The organism is Bacillus sp. BF2-3 (assembly GCF_008368795.1).
Taxonomy (GTDB): domain Bacteria; phylum Bacillota; class Bacilli; order Bacillales; family Bacillaceae_G; genus Bacillus_A; species Bacillus_A cereus.
The window spans coordinates 18,980-35,173 of the sequence record NZ_QOSA01000050.1 but is presented as its reverse complement, the minus strand read 5'-3'; the positions used below and the strand labels follow the sequence as shown (position 1 = coordinate 35,173).

The following is a 16,194-nucleotide window of genomic DNA, read 5'->3' as shown; positions in this document are numbered from 1 at the left end:
CATTTAAACTAGCATTTATACATTTTGCAACTTCACTATTGAACTTTGCACAATCTTTGTCCTCCTTGTTGGACAAAAAAGACACGTTACCCTAGATTTCTTACATTTAAGGAAAACGCGTCACTATATCTAGGATGTGTGTTATAATTATGTACGAGACTTATGACAAGTGTTCCCCTAGGCACATTAGGGCGGACCGTGGAAGAGTGTTACCAGCACTACTTGCACAGCCATGAGTCTTTTTTACGTCCGTTTATTTTATTATTTTCATAATATCATATTTTTGCCAAAATTCAGTCGTGTGGTTATCAGAAAAATGTTGAGAAAGTTTGAAAAAGGCTGTATATCAAGGCTTTCTCACGATTTACTGAGAAGATATGCAATAGTGCATCTTTCTGTATGAAGTACTCTTATGCATGTTTTACCGTATTAACCATGGAAACTTATGAAAAGCTTGATGGACGTCAGCAATGTCAGTTTGCTAAGAGAGTATCATTGTACGTAAAAATTCTGCAAAGTAACAAAGATATATTGTAAATGCTTATATTATTCGATTCAGCATGGGTTGAAGTTGTATATTTTTCAATCTGCAATTTGTATTTTACTCCTTCCACTGTTAAAATTAAGCAGTATACGATTGGAAGAAGGTTTTCCTACTTTATGAAACTAAAATACCGCAAAAACCGCGATACAACAACATTTGAATGTGAGTGTGATTTAAAAAAACTCATTTCAATTATTTCCGGTAGTACTTTATTGGAGCTAATTAGGTATTTTGTAATGTAAAAGAAAAAGATCTGGTCCTCATAGGCTAGATCTTTTTCTTTATCTTGTAGTTCTCAATTTAGGAGCACAATAAGAATTTTTCATCCCAAAATGTACTTATAAAAAAAACATATCCTTTCGATAACAGCCTTCATTCCCCTAATACGATTCATAACACAAAAACCCAAAATACAAAAAAGAGCTGTACGTATACAACTCCTTTCCATAAATATCTTACTGTAACTTAAACTAGCTATTATCCACATTTTGTTTGCTTATCTCAATGCTATCAGCTTATTAAATTGCTAGTATCTGTATATTGTTTAAAATGATTCTCTACATAACTTCTTAAGTCTTGTGCTTTGGAATCATAGTGTATGTAACAATATAACTCTTTCTCAAAAAGTCCTTTACTCTTCCCATTCATAAATTGGGGGAATATTTGTTTTAAACGATAATATAAAGCGTCGTATATACGCTTTCCACTTAATACTAAAGTCAATTTATTATCTTGTATTAGTTCGTTAAGTTTTCCTTCATAACTATTTAATTCATCCTCTAAATCAAGTTCTAACTGTTCTTTTAGATGAATAAGAAGCTTCGCTTGATTTACTTGTAAATCCTGATTATACCCCCATTTCTCTAGACCTATATCTTCAAGCTTTACAGCCCATTCATTTTCTAACTTTCCTAAACATGCGAAAATATAAGGTTTTATAGAATTTATAATATCCTCTAATAATTCACTAGCAGTTATTTTCTCCGTTTTTAACGTAGTAAAACGATTAATAACTTCTTCTACAACTTCATTTGAAGTTATATAATTTTCCATAGTATAAGAGTGAGTATAAACTACATTGTTATGATTTAAACAACGGCCTAAATAACGATCATAATCGGAATCTAATATAGCTAAATATGAAAAAGCGACTTCATCTCCTTCTTCCTCAATGAACTTTTTAACATTAGATTTACTTTCTCCATTTATAATATCAAGTTCACTTCCAATTTCTATATTCACCAATAGTTTCTCATAGATAAGTACATCTGTTGTACCTTCTACTATTAAACACGGGATATCATTCCCCTCAAATATCGCTGTATTCTTTTTATCTTGAATTGTCAAAAGTGGGATAGCGTCATTCATCTTACTCTTCAACCCCCATTGGAGCCAATGCTTCTACTTTATCCTTATAATTAGAAACTATAAAAGGTGAATGAGAGGATATAATAAACTGAACATTATTATTGTTATTCATTATATGTTTTAAAAATTTTCTCTGCCAAGAAATATGTAATGATAATTCTGGTTCGTCAATTAAAAGTATTGTCTTTTCTCGATTACACAACTTTGTATATACAAATAAAGTAACTAATTGCTTTTCACCCGCAGATAAATCTTCAGAATTCAGGTCATTTTTATTTTTAGAAAAATAAAGTACTCCCTCTCCCTCATTAAAAGTGATATCCGCATCAATAAATTCTTTTAAATCCTTAACTAATTCACGAAAAGGCTTTTTTTGCTCTGTTATAACTTGATGGCTTTCTTCAAACATTCCTAACAACCTATGTATTAGATCATGAGAAACTAAAGCATCCATGCTCTCTTCATTTAATAATACTTGTATGTCTGAATCATCTACATCTATACCTAGTGCTTTTTCAACTCTGTGTACATGTTCATTTATTAATTCTACTGCTGACAGATTATTTTTATCAATATAACCTATCATTGTAAAAAATTGCTTTAATTTTTCTTTAACTTCATCAGCGTTAAACGTGTTATGCAGATCCCCTAATGAAAGTGCTTCCTTTGGTGAGGGAGTCTTTAAAAGAGATAACATAAAATTACGTACTAAACTATTTAGATTTTCCTTCTCAAATTTTATAACCGCTTCCCATTTCTTCTTAATCATTGAACTAATCTCTTTATTTGAAACACCTAAAACTATATTATTGTTAGTTTCATGGGAGAAGTTAGACAAACTATTAAGTACCTCATCTACTGTCCTTCTTGAATAATTTGAACTATCTTCAGAACTATTACTAATAGAATTAGATAGTAAATTAAATATATCCGTTTCAAGCCTTCTATAAGTAGGGAAATACATTGTTTCTATGGATTCCGCAAAACCATCTAGATGTCCATCATATTCAAAAGACACCTCTTGCTTTCCACCATATCCATATGAATATGTTCTTCTATAAACTTTGAGTTCAGAAGATCTAATTTTTTTATTTGTAGGATTCCATTGTAAATCTAAATAATTCTCATTTTGTTTGATTGTAAGGATACCCTCTGCTGTAGTAAGAACCATCCTTTTAAATTTATATTTAAATAGATTTTCGAATTGTTTAGAAAGTAATATATTTAAAATATTTAATGTTGTGGTCTTTCCTGCACCATTTTTCCCTACCAATAAAGTTAAATCTGAATTAAACCTAATTGAAACATTATTATTCTCAATCCCATGCAACTTATAAACTTCAAAATGTTGTAACACCTCAACGCCTCCTTAATCGAAATATATCAAAAAACAGGTGTAATTTCCAACCTTTTGAAAAAACCATTACTTAACGTGGTAAACTGATATTTGAATGGAATTCCAATACATATTATTAAAATTAAAGTGGTTCAAGGCGGAAGGCACCTTATGGTGTCTTTTCTTTATTACTTACAACATAACATGATAAAATTGTAATAAATTAATTTTTATAAATTTAATGGTACGAAGGAAAGAAAGAATGAAAGATGAATTAGTAAACGTTAGAAGAGGTGGATGGTGTTGGTATGGCGCTAACACGTTTAAAGAAACAGATAATGTAGGTAAATTTATGACATTTGTAAAAGGTGACATTTCAGATGAAATGCAAGAATTAATACTTAAAGCTATCGAGCAAGGCGCTACTAGGTTAGTTAAACATACTGATCCTAATACAATTGGTTTTAATCCATTCGTAAAAGATGGATCATTAGCAATTATTTGGTATTCTAATGATGAAGAAGAAAATCTAAAAGGTTTAGCTAAGTTTCTGATTGATAATGCGTTAGTACCTAAAAATAAAAATGGTAATTATCGTAACATTTCATTTAAATATGACAAACAAACTCGAAGTGGTGAATATGGAGAAGAATTCAAAGCATCTATTTCATTAAAAGATTTAATGGATGTGGCTACTGGAGAATTCTATTGAGCCAATTAAACAAAATATAGATTTTTTTCACTTTAACGATACATTTATGAAACATTCGTATGTTACGTTATATAAGTCCTTTTTTGAATCATTTTCATTCTGTCAAAAAGTCCTAGCCCCTCTAGGGCTTTTTACGTTCAAATAAAGAGGTATACCAAATTTCTCAATGTATAACATTACTTAACATGGTAAAATAATGTTTGGATGGGATTCCAATACATATTATTAAAATTAAAGTGGTTCAAGTCGCAGGAAGGCACCTTTGGGTGTCTTTTCTTTACGGAATATATAATGTATTATAAAAATAAATGGATTTTTAGAAAGGAACACCATATGTCACTCTATATAGAACTTATTAATCAGCTTACAACTGACAGCTTATATAAAGGCATTTTATTGTTGTGCGCACCACTAATTTTACTAGTTCCTTTTGGAATACTAGTAAGTATATATTGTAAGGACAAATTATTAAGACTTTTACTAGCATTCTTTGCTATAGGAATTTATTTGTATTGTGTCGTGAATTCTTTTTCAGCTATGTATTTAAAAATATAGATATTAACAAATTTGAATACCGATATGAAAACACGCTGACAATTAAATAGTATGATAGAGATATATAATTGCAGAGGAGAAAATATATTAGCAGCAGAACCAGATGTAGTTGATCGAGAAGAAGGAAAAACGAATCGTGTATCTTATCTTGTTCTCAATGAACAAAACAATTTAACATGGTAAAATAATATTTGGATGGGAGTCCAATACATAGTATTAAAATTAAAGTGGTTCAAGTCGGAGGAAGGCACCTTTAGGTGTCTTTTTTTGCACATTTTCGACATAATATGACAATATAACGATTAATAGTTTGTTATCATAGTTCATAATCTTACATTTTAGACACCGGAGGATACATATTATGAACAATAAACTATTACTCGCACTAACAAGCTGCGTTTTAATTATAGGATTGGCAGCATGCTCATCTAACGAAAACGCAAGTACAGCTAATGACTCTAAAGCTGAAGAGAAAATACAAAAAGAAGCAGAAAAAGCTAAGATGGCGGAAGAAAAGGCGAAGCAAGAAGAACAGCAACGTCAAGAAGCAGAAGTTAAAAAAGAGGAAGAAGAGAAAGCAAAACAAGAAGCAGAAGCTCAAAGACAGGCAGAAGAAAAAGCGAAGCAAGAACAAGCAGAAAGAGAAGAACAACAACGTCAAGAGCCGGAACAAGCCCGTAAACAACAAGCAGCACAAGCGCAAAAGCAACGTGAAGTGAAGCAACAAAAGAAAGAAGAACCTGAACTTTGCGGTTCGCCAGAAGTTGGAATAACATGTGAACACGTTCAAAAAGAATGGGAAAATGAGCAAAAGATTGAAAAAGAACTTAAAGAAAAAGAAGAACGCCAGGAACGAGAAGGTTTGGAGTATGCAAAAAGGAAAGCACAATCATTTGAGGATAAAGAACGAGAAAAAATGAGTTGTGATGAAGCGAAAAATGTTCTCGAACAATTAAAAAATGGCGAACAGAATCCAGCAACAAAAGAGCATGTTATTAAGTATCAAGAAAAAGTAAATATGTGTAGCAAGTAACAAAACAACTTAATATGGTAAAATAATATTTAGATTGGCGTCCAATACATCTTATTAAAATTAAGATGGTTCAAGTCGGAGGAAGGCACCTTAGGGTGTCTTTTCTTTATGAATAAGAGATAGATGGGAAAAATAAATTATAGGACAGAAATATAGTCTAAAACTTCTAAACTATCTTTTTATTTCTTTTCGACATAATATGACAATATAAAGATATTTAATTTGTTAGTATTAAAGTGGCAATCTTACATTTTACATAATTGGAGGAACAAACGTGGGAAAAATATTTAAGTTTGGATGCCTAGGCATTATAGCTTTATTTGTAATCGGAATAATTGCTATGGTTGCTGGTGGTGGAGATTCAACAGAAAAAACTTCAACAGACACTAAAGCGGTATCAAAAGAAGGTGTATCTTCTGATGTGAAAATCTCTGTAGGATCTATGGAAACAGTAGATTCTGTGGGTAATGAATACTCAAAAGAACAAGCACAAGGTGTCTTTAAGATTTTAGAAGTTACACTTACTAATAATCAAAAAGACGCTATCACTGTTGATACTAACAGCTTTAAATTGGTAGATAACAAAGGTCGTGAATTCACATCTTCTGTACAAGGTCAATCATCTTTTGACTTAGCTAACGGTGGAAAAACTGACTTCTTCTTAAAACAATTAAATCCTGGTCTAACACAGACAGGGAAAATTGTATTTGATATACCAAAAGATGCTGAAGGACTTTTCTTAAAAGCTAGTGGCGGTATGACAGGTAAAGAAATTAATTTAAAAGTAGAATAGGAAAAAGGTACTCGAAAGAGTGCCTTTTTTTCTTAACAGCTGACATTACTTAATGTAGTAAAATAATGTTTGGACGGGAGTCCAATACATATTATTAAAATTAAAGTGGTTCAAGTCGGAGAAAGGCGTTTTAGGGTGTCTTTTTCATGTGAAAATGGACTCCTAAAACGCCTTAAATTAGTAAACTTCAATATTACTCTTTTTTATTAGTTTATTTTAACTTAATATATTAATATTAGATTAAAAAGTTAATATAATTATTTGCTAATTATATTAATTAGATAGAGAGGATACAATATTATGGGTTATAAATTTCGTAGAATTATCCAAGTTTCCCCGGGTGTGAAAATTAACTTTACATACACAGGTATGGAAGGGAACTCCATTCCACCTGAATCAAGAACAACAACTTATGTACCTGGAACTGGAATCTCGTATACACCACGAATAGCTGAGTCAAACAATTATTATATACAACGAGGATATCAAGGACCAAACACTTCCTATCCCACTATGGATGAACAAGATTACAATACGGTAAATGCATTTGAGCCAGTAAAAGAAACCCAAACTTACCTTGTTACTGCTTTTCGTAAAAAGGATAATCAAGTAAACTCCGTAGGTAGAAAACTAATGAAACCACTTTCCATAATTACAGGCGTGTTTGCGGGCCTATTCTTAATTATGATGCTTATTATACCTGCTCTAATCATGGCATTCTTTTCTTTCCTATGCTATAAAAATATAAAAACACCATTTGCAGTTGTATGCCCAGAATGTGATGCTGAGAATCTATTCATTTTTGAAGAAGAAAAGATTGCTTGTCGTAAATGTGAGAGTACTCTTATAATCCAAAAATAAATGGTTCTCAAATTAACATCTCTTTATTAGTCAAAACAATATAAATCTAATTATAAATATAAATAGATAAAAAGAGGGATAAGTGAATATCATTATTAACTTTGAAGCGTTTAATCCAACTATAAACGACTTAGCTATCAAACTTGCTATGGTACTGTTTATACCGTTATTTTTAGCATTGATTGTCAAAGTGATACTTATGAAATTTATAAAAGAATCAATTGCTGGCAGATTAGCAAGTCTATCTTTGTTATTCTTTATGTACTATGTATTTAAATTTATTACAGCGTAAAAGGCACCTTTGGGTGTCTTTTTTCTGCATTAAAAATGCCTACCTATTTCCCTAGGTAGGCATTTTGTGACTTTGTATTTGCGAACGATGATATTATGACAAAACTCCTTAATCCCCAAACTCTCTGATCGTTCTTCTGCAATACGCTTAAAATGGTTCTATGTATACTAGTCTAAAGTACGAGCAGCTGCATAGAACGATCCAGAACCACCATTTCTGTGAGTAACTTTAAGCTTATATTTACCTTTTGGAAGAGTATTGTACGTATTTGTAAAACCCTTTCCTGCTGCTAACGATCCAGAACCAATAACATTACCTTTTGAGTCTTTTAAAGACCAATCAAGTGTACCTTTAGTATTGTTTGTCATATGAACTCTCATATCTGCTTTTTTTACATGCTCGAACGGTACTTCTCTTTCACCATTCATCAGACTGAAATCATCTTTAAGTATTTGGGTACGTTGGACAATTGGTGCTGAATTTTTAGTATTATCTACACCTTCTGTACTTGCTGATGCTGCTCCAATCCCTCCAGTTAATGCGATACCAGTTGCTAATGTTCCTACTACTAATTTCTTAAACATAATAAATCCCCCTTAAATATGTTTTATAACTTGCACCTTAAATGTATCACTTTTATAAATTTTGTAAATATTTTCAATTTATATAAATATTTATTTAATTATTAACAATATTGGAATTGCATTTTATCAAATGGAAAATAGAGGGATTTGAAGGTATATGTAAAAATGCATAATAAATCAAGCAAATATTATGATATACTCTCAAAGAGCTGATACAAAATTTCTTTAGATTGGAAAACTAAAGTCTTATCTACCTAAAAGGAAGGCGCCTTATGGCGTCTTTTTTCTATCTTCAAAAGGACCTGCTCAATTCATTCTTGAAAACATAAGGTAAAGTGAACCCATTAAAATCCATGGAATGAACCCTAGTTTTACCATCTGATCTAAAGGAGGCACTATTATTATGGGATATGGTGGTAGTTGCGGCGAAGGCTGTGGTTTTGTTGGAGGATTCGCTTTACTCGTTGTACTCTTTATACTATTAATCATTATCGGATGCAGTTGCTTCCGCTAAAAAACTATTGGAAAAGGCACCTTAGGGTGTCTTTTCTTTTGTCCATTATATCCATTACGTACGCATTGATTTTTTATGTGCATTTGATATAATTACTGTATTAGTATTACAGTAATACAGTATGTATATAATAAAAGAAGAGATGCGCTAACATCTCTTCAAGTAACTGCTACCGCAAGGTGGTCGGTTGCTTAAACTTATTTTTTGCGTTTAGAACCGCCCTTTCGCTTGCCGGCATTTGGGGCGGTTCTTTTATTTCGTTTACTGCTAACCTTCTTCGCTAGCTCATTCGCATAAGCTGTTGCAAATACTGTAAGGAATACCTTAGCAGCGTCATACAATAAATTAAATAAAGAATCCATTCGGTCACCTCCTTTCTCTCTAGAATCAGAGAAAGGATTGCAACCTCCCGCCCTCACAATATACAGTTGTTCTTATTCTATCATACTAGTACAATCTCACCAATATAAAATAACCCACCTATTTCCCTAGGTGCGCTATATTTGATTTTGCACTTATGCACGGTTGACTATAACAGAAACCTTTTAAATATCATTTATATGTAAAGCAATTGTAATTAATTTAATAACCCTAACACCTTAATAATCTCAATTGTTTTATTATCCTTTATTCTAAAATAAAGTCTTTTCCCTATACGTTCACGACTTACAATATTTCCAGAGTTTAATTTACGTAAGTGTTGTACAATCAAATCTTCTGTAATTTTGGTTTGCTTACTTAAATCAGAAACTGACAACGATCCATATGTAATCAATTTACAAACAATTGATAAGCGAGTAGAATTCCCTAACAACCCTAAAACTTTTATACTTTCGGTATAGAAACTAAAATCCATATGAAAAGCATGTAACAGATCTTCCAACCTCCTAAAATAAGATGAATATCAACCAAAATATCTTAACATAAAAACAGTAAAAAACACCCTAAAATATTCCAATTATTCATTAAGAAAAATGATACTTGAATGGGAGTCCAATACATCTTATTAGAATTAAAGTAATTCAAGTCGGAGGAAGGCACCTTACGGTGTCTTTTTTTTGAATTTATAACTTTTTTTAGAAATTATTTGAAATAATATACATAATAATATATTATTATATTGTAATTAATTAAATATAAATATTTAGGGGGATTTTTAATGAAATTAGGAAAATTAGCATTAGTTGGAGTATTAACATTTGGTGGATTTACTGCAGTAGAAATGATTAAACCTACTTCACAAGCAGCTGCAGCTTATGAAGAACCATATTCTGATCCATATAATGATAGTTGGGGATTTGACGCTCAATCTAACTTTAGTTATCTATCAAGACTCCCGAATCCACATATGATTAAAAGTTCATATAGAACTGGGGATATCTTCAATTATTCATTAAATTCAATTGAAGATGGAGCAGGAGCTGTTATGAAAATTTATAAAGTCGATAATGGAAAACCTGTACGCTATAGAACTCTTTACCCACAATTTGATGCTAATCACCAAAACCCTAATTGGTCAACTGTGATTACAGATGTATATACTCCAGGTAACTATGTTGCTGTTATAAGACATGTTAATGATTCATTAGGTATTTCAGCTAGCAATTGGTTTACAATTAATAAATAATAACAATTATCCTTGTAAACATCATCTTTATTGTAATAATAAAGCGGTTCAAGTCGCAGGAAGGCACCTTTGGGGTGCCTTTTTTATGGAAAGTATAAAGGAAAGACACCTAAAAGAGTGTCTTTCTTTTAAATAAATATACTATTGAATCCAACCCTCATACTTAGCAATATATGTCCCGCCATTTTCGTTTGTATACGAAATTCCTTTTAAATACCAATACACTGTCCCACCACAAGCTTGTTCAGTAAAAGTATTAGCAAAAATATTGTTAGAACTTTTCAATTCTCTTACATACTTACCGTTTTCTTTTGGATAGCATCCTGCTAATTGTTTTACAGAACTTGGTGTATTAGATCCATTTTCTGTACTTGCCGACGCAGCCCCGATCCCCCCTGTTAATGCGATACCAGCTGCTAATGCTCCAACTACTAATTTTTTGAACATAATAAATCCCCCTTAATATATTTTTATAACTTGCACCTTAAATGTATCACTTTTGTAATTATTGTAAATATTTTGAATTTATAGAAATATTTATTTAATTATTGACAATATTGGGATTATATTTTATCAAATGGAAAATAGAGGGATTTTCGATGATATGTAATAATGCATGTTCATTCAGCAATAAATCGTGATAGAATCTAAGCACCTGTTCTATTTTTTCAGTTATCTTAGAAACCTTACTTCTTATTTACCCAAATGGGAGGCGCTTTATAGCGTCTTTTTTTATTATAATAACCCCCAAGCATTCATACACTTGAGGGCTTATCAATTGAAATGTAGGGCTGTTTGGAGTTCCTTAACCAATTAATAGAGCTGCAGCAAACGCTGGAATTGGCACAGGGATCTCGATACTTTCTACAACTAAGAAGTATTGTCCACTTACTACTTTAAAACAAACTAATTACATTAATTAAGAGGTTTAGTGCACTACTTCTTGGAAGTTGATCTTGTAGCGCTCTTTCTCGTAATTCACTATGTTTTCCAAAGAAAATAGTGAAAGGCAAGGCGATGAATACATTTACAAAATGACAAAACTGTAAGAATACACGAATGTTTGTAAGAAAGTTCGATGTTTTCCTTTTTCTTTTTTTATTATAGTGAAAAAGAAGGATGAAATATTCTCTTATGTAGGAAAGGAAGATAATAATGATTGATCTATTAAATAAATGGATGTTAGAAAGTACAGGCAATTTTAATATCGTTGTAGGACTTACAGTACTTCTATTTTTGGGTTCAGTAATTGCACTTATTATTATTTACAAAAAAATTGGTAAACCAGATGAAGGAATAAATGCTATTTATTTAAAAATTACTTCTCGTATGTTTACTACTCAAATTCTAATGAATGCTATATTTATTTCTTTAGTTGGTAAAGATATTGAGAATTTCCGTCAAATCTTTATATTATTTGAAGCTTTTGTATTTTTTATTGGAGCTATTTATTCGTTTAAATTATATAGACAGGAATATAAATAATTCACTTGCAAGAAACAATAAAAAAACAGTAGTGTATAAAATTCACTACTGTTTTTTATTATGTATCTTCGAATGTAAACTTTTGAATACTAGTCTACTTTCTATCATTTTCCAAGAATTTTATGTAGAAATTACAACATTTCTTATTTCAAACCGAAATTACGTGATAATTCTTCATCATGAGAAGCAACAGCCTCTGCAGTTTTATTAAGCTGCATATTAATTTCTTGTAATAGCTGTGCAAAGTTTTGTACTTTTGGCTTTAATTCATTGAACTGTTGGTCAAAACCTTCAAATGCACGGCCTTCCCATTCTCCTCTTAATTCATTTTGTAAGTTTTGTAGTTGACGTAAAATGTCCTCAATTTGATTTGCACTTTGTCCATATCGAGTCGCTTTCGATTTAAGCTCCTCTGGTGACATACGAATTTGTCCAGCCATTTTTATCTCCCCTTTAGTACATAATGAGTAAAATGCGTATTTGGTTAATTTTACTAAATATATTATAATGCATTGTTAAAAACTTTCAAATATTTTATTTTTCTATAATAAAAAACAAGAGTAATCACAAAGATTACTCTTGTTTCTTTTCCTTCTCTTCTTTTTCAATTTCAGATACCGACTTTTCAGGGTCTTTTATAAGTTTTCCAAGTTCTCCAGAACGTGTGAAATCATCTTCGAAATTTTCTGTAGTACTAATATAAGCTATAAAATCCAATTCTTCATTATTATTTATATAACCTTTTAATCTGGGAACACCCATTGGACTTACACTGTGTTCTTTAAATGTAATCGATTTTACATCTTGAATATTGTAATGAATATACTTTTCTACTCGTGCCTCTTGTACCTTCCAAAACTTTTCTTCTTTTTCTTTTTGTTTTAAGTATTCCATAGTAAAATATCCTCCTGCTATAATACAAATAATGGATAAAATAATTACCAATTTCTTTTTCATTTAAAATCCCCTTGTATTTGAATATAGTTAAAATATACCATGAAATGAGTTGAGAAGCATATGAATGAATTTAAAAGAAATCCTATTGCAACGGATGAAGATTATTTCAAATTAGCAGATCATGTTTATGATGACGAAGTTTTAAAAAAAGGTAAAGAAATAAAAGGGGTAGATGGTAAGATATGGGTAGTTATAGAATCAATTGATGCAGATTGTCAAAAAGTAAAAAATGGATTAGAAGCTATTGCAGTAGTACCCAAAAAAGATTACAAAGAAAATGCAACACATTATGATGATATAATCCTAGCATTTCGCGGGACAGAGCCTAACCAATTAGCAGATTTCGAAACAGATATCGATCAGATTACGTTTGGAATTAAAACACATTCTAAAGTAATTACTCCAAGTAACAGTCAAACTATAAAACCTAATTCTGAAACATCATTTGATACTGGATTAAAATGGGCAAAAAATGACATCGTAGCAAAATATAACCCTTCTTCTCTTCATACTACTGGACATAGTAAAGGTGGTGCAGAAGCGGACCTTATCGCTGCAGAATTAGATTGTTATGCAACTACATGGGCTGCACCGAATCCCTATCGTATACTAAGTCCTGAAGCAAAAAAACGGGTAAATGAAGGGAAAATGGAAAATAAAGCAACTGATTATACACATGAAAATGACCCGATTGGTAACCACACTCAATTCGGTGCACCTCTAATTGGTAAGCAATACACAGTGAGACAGAACGATACAAAACAAGGACTTTTTACACGTTTAACTATGGACGGACACGGCAGAGATACATTTCAGGGATCCTTTCATTCAAATGGAAGCCCCATATTAAAATTAGAACCTGAAGATATTATAAAACAAGCAAAAAAAATTCAAACACTCAGCAATCGATTATCAGATATCGCAAAAAATATAGAAGAGTTTCAAAGAAACGAAGCTGAAGCAGTTCAAAAGTTAAAAAATCAATTAAAACATGAAACAGGGCCAGGTGGAAGATATCATTTATTAGAAGAACACGAAGTAGATGAAGCCATCTCACAAATTGCTAAAATTAGAAAAGGTGGAAATGACTATTTTCATGACGCAAACCTAGCAGAAGAATTAATCCATCTTTTAAAAAAAGAACAAAAGAGTTTAAGCCGATTCGGAGATGATATTAGTGATGCAGCAAATTCACTAAGAGATAAAGACAACCAATTAGCATCAAATTTTCAAATTAAATAAGGGGATAATTATATGATCGATTTTATGGGAGAAATTAAAAAGATAGAAAAACAAATCGAAAATGCTGCAGGAGCTGCGGGAGATTTAGCAAATCAGGTTGTTGATGAATTACAAGCTGCTAAAAAACAAATTGAAAAAGAAATGCAGCGTATGATGTTAAAAGCAGAGGTAGAGTTTAAATCAATAGATATTATAAAAGAAGATACATATGCTCTTCAAAAAAACATAGGGATATTTCACGATTTACAAACAAATACAAGAGATATAGCATCAGAACTAGAGAAGAGTTTCGAAAGTAAAACTGGTAGTAAAATAAATGAAACATTAAAAAAATATGAAAAACAAATTAACAACAAAATTTTTAATGAGCATGTTCACTTGGCAAACAGTTGCGGAAAAAAATAAGGGAAATAGAAAAAAAGTCCTCTTAATATAGGACTCTTTTTTTGTTATTTCTGAAAGTAAACTTTTAAATATTAGTTTACATTCATATCCCCTTAATTATTGACTTCTCATCAATTCTCCTGATATCCTCATTTTATATAACAAAAGTATACATTCAAAACGCTGTAAATAAACAAGAAAAAGCAAAACTCTACATTCTAGCATTAACTTCTCCTGTGTCTGCAGCAAGGTATGTAATAAAGAAAATGAAATCATAAAATGTAGTTATCAGGTCGGAGGAAGGCACCTTAGGGTGTCTTTTCTTTATATAAAAACTACTGATATGCAGATAAAGATAAAACAAGGAGCACCTTTATTCGAGTGCCCCTTGTTTTATTTATTGACGTTCTAAACTCGCTTCAGCATTTACACAGTGATAACATTGCCCTTCATCCAAAGCAATACTCATATCTCCCCATGCAATTATTTCCCCACACCTTTCATTACGACATTTAGCCATATACACGTCATTACTCAACATTTCTAAAGCAATTGCTCTAATTTGTTTATCAGTTAAAGAAGAAAAACCTTGATCAATCGCCTGTTTTGCCGAACCTAATGCAGCGGAATCAGATAAATTCCCATCTCTTACCAAAGTTTGTAAATAATCATCAAGACCCCAACTACCAGCATTTTCATTCATATAATCCGAACTATCATCCTTCAAACGCTTAATTAATGCATTTAAACTATTATCACTAACTCTTGTCATATAAATTCCTCCCCTTATTTATATCCCTATTCTGATTCTTTTCATATAAAACCTCTCTAATCACCTCTCTATGAAATTGATTGAATCATATAATAGAAAATCATCTTATCTCTTTTATATACCATTTTCGACAAAAAAATCCTTGTTTTCTCACAAGGATTAGCAAACGGGGTAGCACGCACATTTTAACGTTTTTATACTCTAAGGGATTCTCAAAACTCAATAACACAATTTGAATTGAGATTAAATGCTTTGCTTAGAGTAGTAAAATCAACGTTTTTTGATGTCGAAAATTGCTTAGCGTATATTTTCGTTAAAATGTGGCGGTACCTCTATATGAGGGAGTAATAAAATTGCTATGATAGACTGAAAAGTATAATATAGCAAAATATGTATAATTACATATTTTTATATACATTTTATATGTTATTATTGGTTTGTATTAACAAAGGAGGTAATAACATGGAAAACTTACAAATGCTAACTGAAGAAGAATTAATGGAAATTGAAGGTGGAGGCTGGTGGAACAGCTGGGGTAAATGTGTTGCTGGAACTATCGGTGGAGCTGGAACTGGTGGTTTAGGTGGAGCTGCTGCAGGTTCAGCTGTTCCGGTTATTGGTACTGGTATTGGTGGCGCTATTGGTGGAGTTAGCGGTGGCCTTACAGGTGCAGCTACTTTTTGCTAATACTATATAAATTAACTTTATAACTTTTAAATTAATACTGTATAGATTATTAAACTTTAGTATTTCTATAAAAGTTAAGACAATATATATAGTTGAAAAAGATAAAATAGGTTTAAACCTATTTTATCTTTTTTTGTTATATTATTTAGTTTTTAATTTGTTTCATTAATGCTTTAGCTGCTATAAGTAACATGAAACTGTTAAGGACTAAGCCTCCTAAATTTACATAAAAGTGATTTGTTTTTGCAAAATTGGATATACCGATTAACACAAAGACGAAAAAGATAAGTGTAGCTATTATAAGTGATACTGTTTTTTGTTGATTTGTGTATGAATTCATTTTTATTCCTCCTTAGAATTATTAATTTAAGAGGTAATAACTGAAAAAACAAATGTATTAACTTTTTTTTAATGGATACCTATTATTATATAGAAAAAATTAATATAT

Annotated in this window: 21 protein-coding genes and 1 pseudogene; 11 read left to right on the top strand and 11 right to left on the bottom strand. The window is 31.1% G+C overall.

Features of this window, described 5'->3' with window-relative positions:
- Positions 1-1,054 precede the first annotated feature (1,054 nt).
- Together DN401_RS27415 and DN401_RS27410 are read right to left on the bottom strand one after the other, a co-directional pair.
- Complete coding sequence (locus DN401_RS27415) at positions 1,055-1,912, bottom strand: DUF4435 domain-containing protein (protein ID WP_100655131.1); 858 nt, start codon at positions 1,910-1,912, stop codon at positions 1,055-1,057.
- A gap of 1 nt (position 1,913) precedes the next feature.
- Entirely contained in the window at positions 1,914-3,269 is a 1,356-nt protein-coding gene (locus tag DN401_RS27410) for an AAA family ATPase (protein WP_100655132.1), read from the bottom strand.
- A gap of 241 nt (positions 3,270-3,510) precedes the next feature.
- Here DN401_RS27410 and DN401_RS27405 point away from each other — a divergent pair, with 241 nt between their 5' ends.
- From DN401_RS27405 to DN401_RS27385, 5 genes are all read left to right on the top strand, one after another.
- The gene (locus tag DN401_RS27405) at positions 3,511-3,960 is read left to right on the top strand and encodes a hypothetical protein (protein WP_100655133.1); all 450 of its coding nucleotides are present in this window, start codon (positions 3,511-3,513) and stop codon (positions 3,958-3,960) included.
- A 916-nt stretch (positions 3,961-4,876) separates the two neighbouring features.
- Positions 4,877-5,548: a hypothetical protein gene (locus tag DN401_RS27400; RefSeq protein ID WP_100655134.1), complete on the top strand. Its 672-nt coding sequence runs from the start codon at positions 4,877-4,879 to the stop codon at positions 5,546-5,548.
- Between the two features lie 274 nt (positions 5,549-5,822).
- Positions 5,823-6,341: a DUF4352 domain-containing protein gene (locus DN401_RS27395; RefSeq protein WP_016513719.1), complete on the top strand. Its 519-nt coding sequence runs from the start codon at positions 5,823-5,825 to the stop codon at positions 6,339-6,341.
- A gap of 300 nt (positions 6,342-6,641) precedes the next feature.
- On the top strand, positions 6,642-7,202 hold the full coding sequence (locus DN401_RS27390; protein WP_100655135.1) for a DUF4236 domain-containing protein: 561 nt from the start codon (positions 6,642-6,644) through the stop codon (positions 7,200-7,202).
- A gap of 82 nt (positions 7,203-7,284) precedes the next feature.
- The gene (locus tag DN401_RS27385) at positions 7,285-7,494 is read left to right on the top strand and encodes a hypothetical protein (protein ID WP_065212548.1); all 210 of its coding nucleotides are present in this window, start codon (positions 7,285-7,287) and stop codon (positions 7,492-7,494) included.
- Positions 7,495-7,661: 167 nt separating this feature from the next.
- Here DN401_RS27385 and DN401_RS27380 read toward each other — a convergent pair whose 3' ends face one another.
- Positions 7,662-8,078, bottom strand: coding sequence for a hypothetical protein (locus DN401_RS27380; protein ID WP_086404382.1), 417 nt, complete (start codon positions 8,076-8,078; stop codon positions 7,662-7,664).
- A gap of 403 nt (positions 8,079-8,481) precedes the next feature.
- On the opposite strand from DN401_RS27380, the gene DN401_RS27375 reads away from it, so the two are divergent.
- Positions 8,482-8,592 carry a YjcZ family sporulation protein gene (locus DN401_RS27375; protein WP_100655136.1) on the top strand — a complete coding sequence of 37 codons (111 nt, stop codon included), beginning with the start codon at positions 8,482-8,484 and terminating at the stop codon, positions 8,590-8,592.
- Positions 8,593-8,789: 197 nt separating this feature from the next.
- Here the strand turns inward: DN401_RS27375 and DN401_RS29995 are convergent, their stop codons facing one another.
- Together DN401_RS29995 and DN401_RS27370 are read right to left on the bottom strand one after the other, a co-directional pair.
- The gene (locus tag DN401_RS29995; RefSeq protein WP_166572563.1) at positions 8,790-8,954 is read right to left on the bottom strand and encodes a hypothetical protein; all 165 of its coding nucleotides are present in this window, start codon (positions 8,952-8,954) and stop codon (positions 8,790-8,792) included.
- Positions 8,955-9,169: 215 nt separating this feature from the next.
- Positions 9,170-9,448, bottom strand: coding sequence for an ArsR/SmtB family transcription factor (locus DN401_RS27370; RefSeq protein ID WP_100655138.1), 279 nt, complete (start codon positions 9,446-9,448; stop codon positions 9,170-9,172).
- Between the two features lie 303 nt (positions 9,449-9,751).
- Here DN401_RS27370 and DN401_RS27365 point away from each other — a divergent pair, with 303 nt between their 5' ends.
- Complete coding sequence (locus DN401_RS27365) at positions 9,752-10,219, top strand: DUF5065 family protein (RefSeq protein WP_086384907.1); 468 nt, start codon at positions 9,752-9,754, stop codon at positions 10,217-10,219.
- A gap of 141 nt (positions 10,220-10,360) precedes the next feature.
- Here the strand turns inward: DN401_RS27365 and DN401_RS27360 are convergent, their stop codons facing one another.
- Together DN401_RS27360 and DN401_RS30535 are read right to left on the bottom strand one after the other, a co-directional pair.
- Entirely contained in the window at positions 10,361-10,666 is a 306-nt protein-coding gene (locus tag DN401_RS27360) for an LCI fold-containing protein (RefSeq protein ID WP_086384908.1), read from the bottom strand.
- Positions 10,667-11,118: 452 nt separating this feature from the next.
- Positions 11,119-11,235, bottom strand: a pseudogene (locus tag DN401_RS30535) (transposase); the annotation flags it as partial.
- 139 nt (positions 11,236-11,374) lie between these two features.
- On the opposite strand from DN401_RS30535, the gene DN401_RS27355 reads away from it, so the two are divergent.
- The gene (locus tag DN401_RS27355; protein WP_100655141.1) at positions 11,375-11,704 is read left to right on the top strand and encodes a 6-aminohexanoate hydrolase; all 330 of its coding nucleotides are present in this window, start codon (positions 11,375-11,377) and stop codon (positions 11,702-11,704) included.
- A 143-nt stretch (positions 11,705-11,847) separates the two neighbouring features.
- Here DN401_RS27355 and DN401_RS27350 read toward each other — a convergent pair whose 3' ends face one another.
- The gene (locus tag DN401_RS27350) at positions 11,848-12,144 is read right to left on the bottom strand and encodes a WXG100 family type VII secretion target (protein WP_000918604.1); all 297 of its coding nucleotides are present in this window, start codon (positions 12,142-12,144) and stop codon (positions 11,848-11,850) included.
- Between the two features lie 133 nt (positions 12,145-12,277).
- The gene (locus tag DN401_RS27345) at positions 12,278-12,661 is read right to left on the bottom strand and encodes a DUF1433 domain-containing protein (RefSeq protein WP_098213274.1); all 384 of its coding nucleotides are present in this window, start codon (positions 12,659-12,661) and stop codon (positions 12,278-12,280) included.
- A gap of 60 nt (positions 12,662-12,721) precedes the next feature.
- Between DN401_RS27345 and DN401_RS27340 the strand changes: the two genes are divergently transcribed.
- Positions 12,722-13,903, top strand: coding sequence for an alpha/beta hydrolase family protein (locus DN401_RS27340; RefSeq protein ID WP_075676549.1), 1,182 nt, complete (start codon positions 12,722-12,724; stop codon positions 13,901-13,903).
- A gap of 12 nt (positions 13,904-13,915) precedes the next feature.
- Positions 13,916-14,308 carry a hypothetical protein gene (locus DN401_RS27335; RefSeq protein ID WP_098213273.1) on the top strand — a complete coding sequence of 131 codons (393 nt, stop codon included), beginning with the start codon at positions 13,916-13,918 and terminating at the stop codon, positions 14,306-14,308.
- Positions 14,309-14,684: 376 nt separating this feature from the next.
- On the opposite strand, the gene DN401_RS27330 is transcribed toward DN401_RS27335, so the two are convergent.
- The gene (locus DN401_RS27330) at positions 14,685-15,059 is read right to left on the bottom strand and encodes a hypothetical protein (RefSeq protein ID WP_100655144.1); all 375 of its coding nucleotides are present in this window, start codon (positions 15,057-15,059) and stop codon (positions 14,685-14,687) included.
- Between the two features lie 390 nt (positions 15,060-15,449).
- Here DN401_RS27330 and DN401_RS27325 point away from each other — a divergent pair, with 390 nt between their 5' ends.
- Positions 15,450-15,746 carry a Blp family class II bacteriocin gene (locus tag DN401_RS27325; protein ID WP_370512998.1) on the top strand — a complete coding sequence of 99 codons (297 nt, stop codon included), beginning with the start codon at positions 15,450-15,452 and terminating at the stop codon, positions 15,744-15,746.
- A 145-nt stretch (positions 15,747-15,891) separates the two neighbouring features.
- Here DN401_RS27325 and DN401_RS27320 read toward each other — a convergent pair whose 3' ends face one another.
- Entirely contained in the window at positions 15,892-16,086 is a 195-nt protein-coding gene (locus tag DN401_RS27320) for a hypothetical protein (protein ID WP_100655146.1), read from the bottom strand.
- Positions 16,087-16,194: the final 108 nt, after the last annotated feature.

Bases quoted from the DNA above. Each gene is read 5' to 3' on its own strand.
- DN401_RS27415 (WP_100655131.1), bottom strand. From the start codon at position 1,912: ATGAATGACGCTATCCCACTTTTGACAATTCAAGATAAAAAGAATACA.
- DN401_RS27405 (WP_100655133.1), top strand. From the start codon at position 3,511: ATGAAAGATGAATTAGTAAACGTTAGAAGAGGTGGATGGTGTTGGTAT.
- DN401_RS27350 (WP_000918604.1), bottom strand. From the start codon at position 12,144: ATGGCTGGACAAATTCGTATGTCACCAGAGGAGCTTAAATCGAAAGCG.
- DN401_RS27330 (WP_100655144.1), bottom strand. From the start codon at position 15,059: ATGACAAGAGTTAGTGATAATAGTTTAAATGCATTAATTAAGCGTTTG.
- DN401_RS27335 (WP_098213273.1), top strand. From the start codon at position 13,916: ATGATCGATTTTATGGGAGAAATTAAAAAGATAGAAAAACAAATCGAA.
- DN401_RS27365 (WP_086384907.1), top strand. From the start codon at position 9,752: ATGAAATTAGGAAAATTAGCATTAGTTGGAGTATTAACATTTGGTGGA.
- DN401_RS29995 (WP_166572563.1), bottom strand. From the start codon at position 8,954: ATGGATTCTTTATTTAATTTATTGTATGACGCTGCTAAGGTATTCCTT.
- DN401_RS27355 (WP_100655141.1), top strand. From the start codon at position 11,375: ATGATTGATCTATTAAATAAATGGATGTTAGAAAGTACAGGCAATTTT.
- DN401_RS27380 (WP_086404382.1), bottom strand. From the start codon at position 8,078: ATGTTTAAGAAATTAGTAGTAGGAACATTAGCAACTGGTATCGCATTA.
- DN401_RS27340 (WP_075676549.1), top strand. From the start codon at position 12,722: ATGAATGAATTTAAAAGAAATCCTATTGCAACGGATGAAGATTATTTC.
- DN401_RS27360 (WP_086384908.1), bottom strand. From the start codon at position 10,666: ATGTTCAAAAAATTAGTAGTTGGAGCATTAGCAGCTGGTATCGCATTA.
- DN401_RS27325 (WP_370512998.1), top strand. From the start codon at position 15,450: ATGTATAATTACATATTTTTATATACATTTTATATGTTATTATTGGTT.
- DN401_RS27345 (WP_098213274.1), bottom strand. From the start codon at position 12,661: ATGAAAAAGAAATTGGTAATTATTTTATCCATTATTTGTATTATAGCA.
- DN401_RS27390 (WP_100655135.1), top strand. From the start codon at position 6,642: ATGGGTTATAAATTTCGTAGAATTATCCAAGTTTCCCCGGGTGTGAAA.
- DN401_RS27375 (WP_100655136.1), top strand. From the start codon at position 8,482: ATGGGATATGGTGGTAGTTGCGGCGAAGGCTGTGGTTTTGTTGGAGGA.
- DN401_RS27370 (WP_100655138.1), bottom strand. From the start codon at position 9,448: ATGGATTTTAGTTTCTATACCGAAAGTATAAAAGTTTTAGGGTTGTTA.
- DN401_RS27320 (WP_100655146.1), bottom strand. From the start codon at position 16,086: ATGAATTCATACACAAATCAACAAAAAACAGTATCACTTATAATAGCT.
- DN401_RS27400 (WP_100655134.1), top strand. From the start codon at position 4,877: ATGAACAATAAACTATTACTCGCACTAACAAGCTGCGTTTTAATTATA.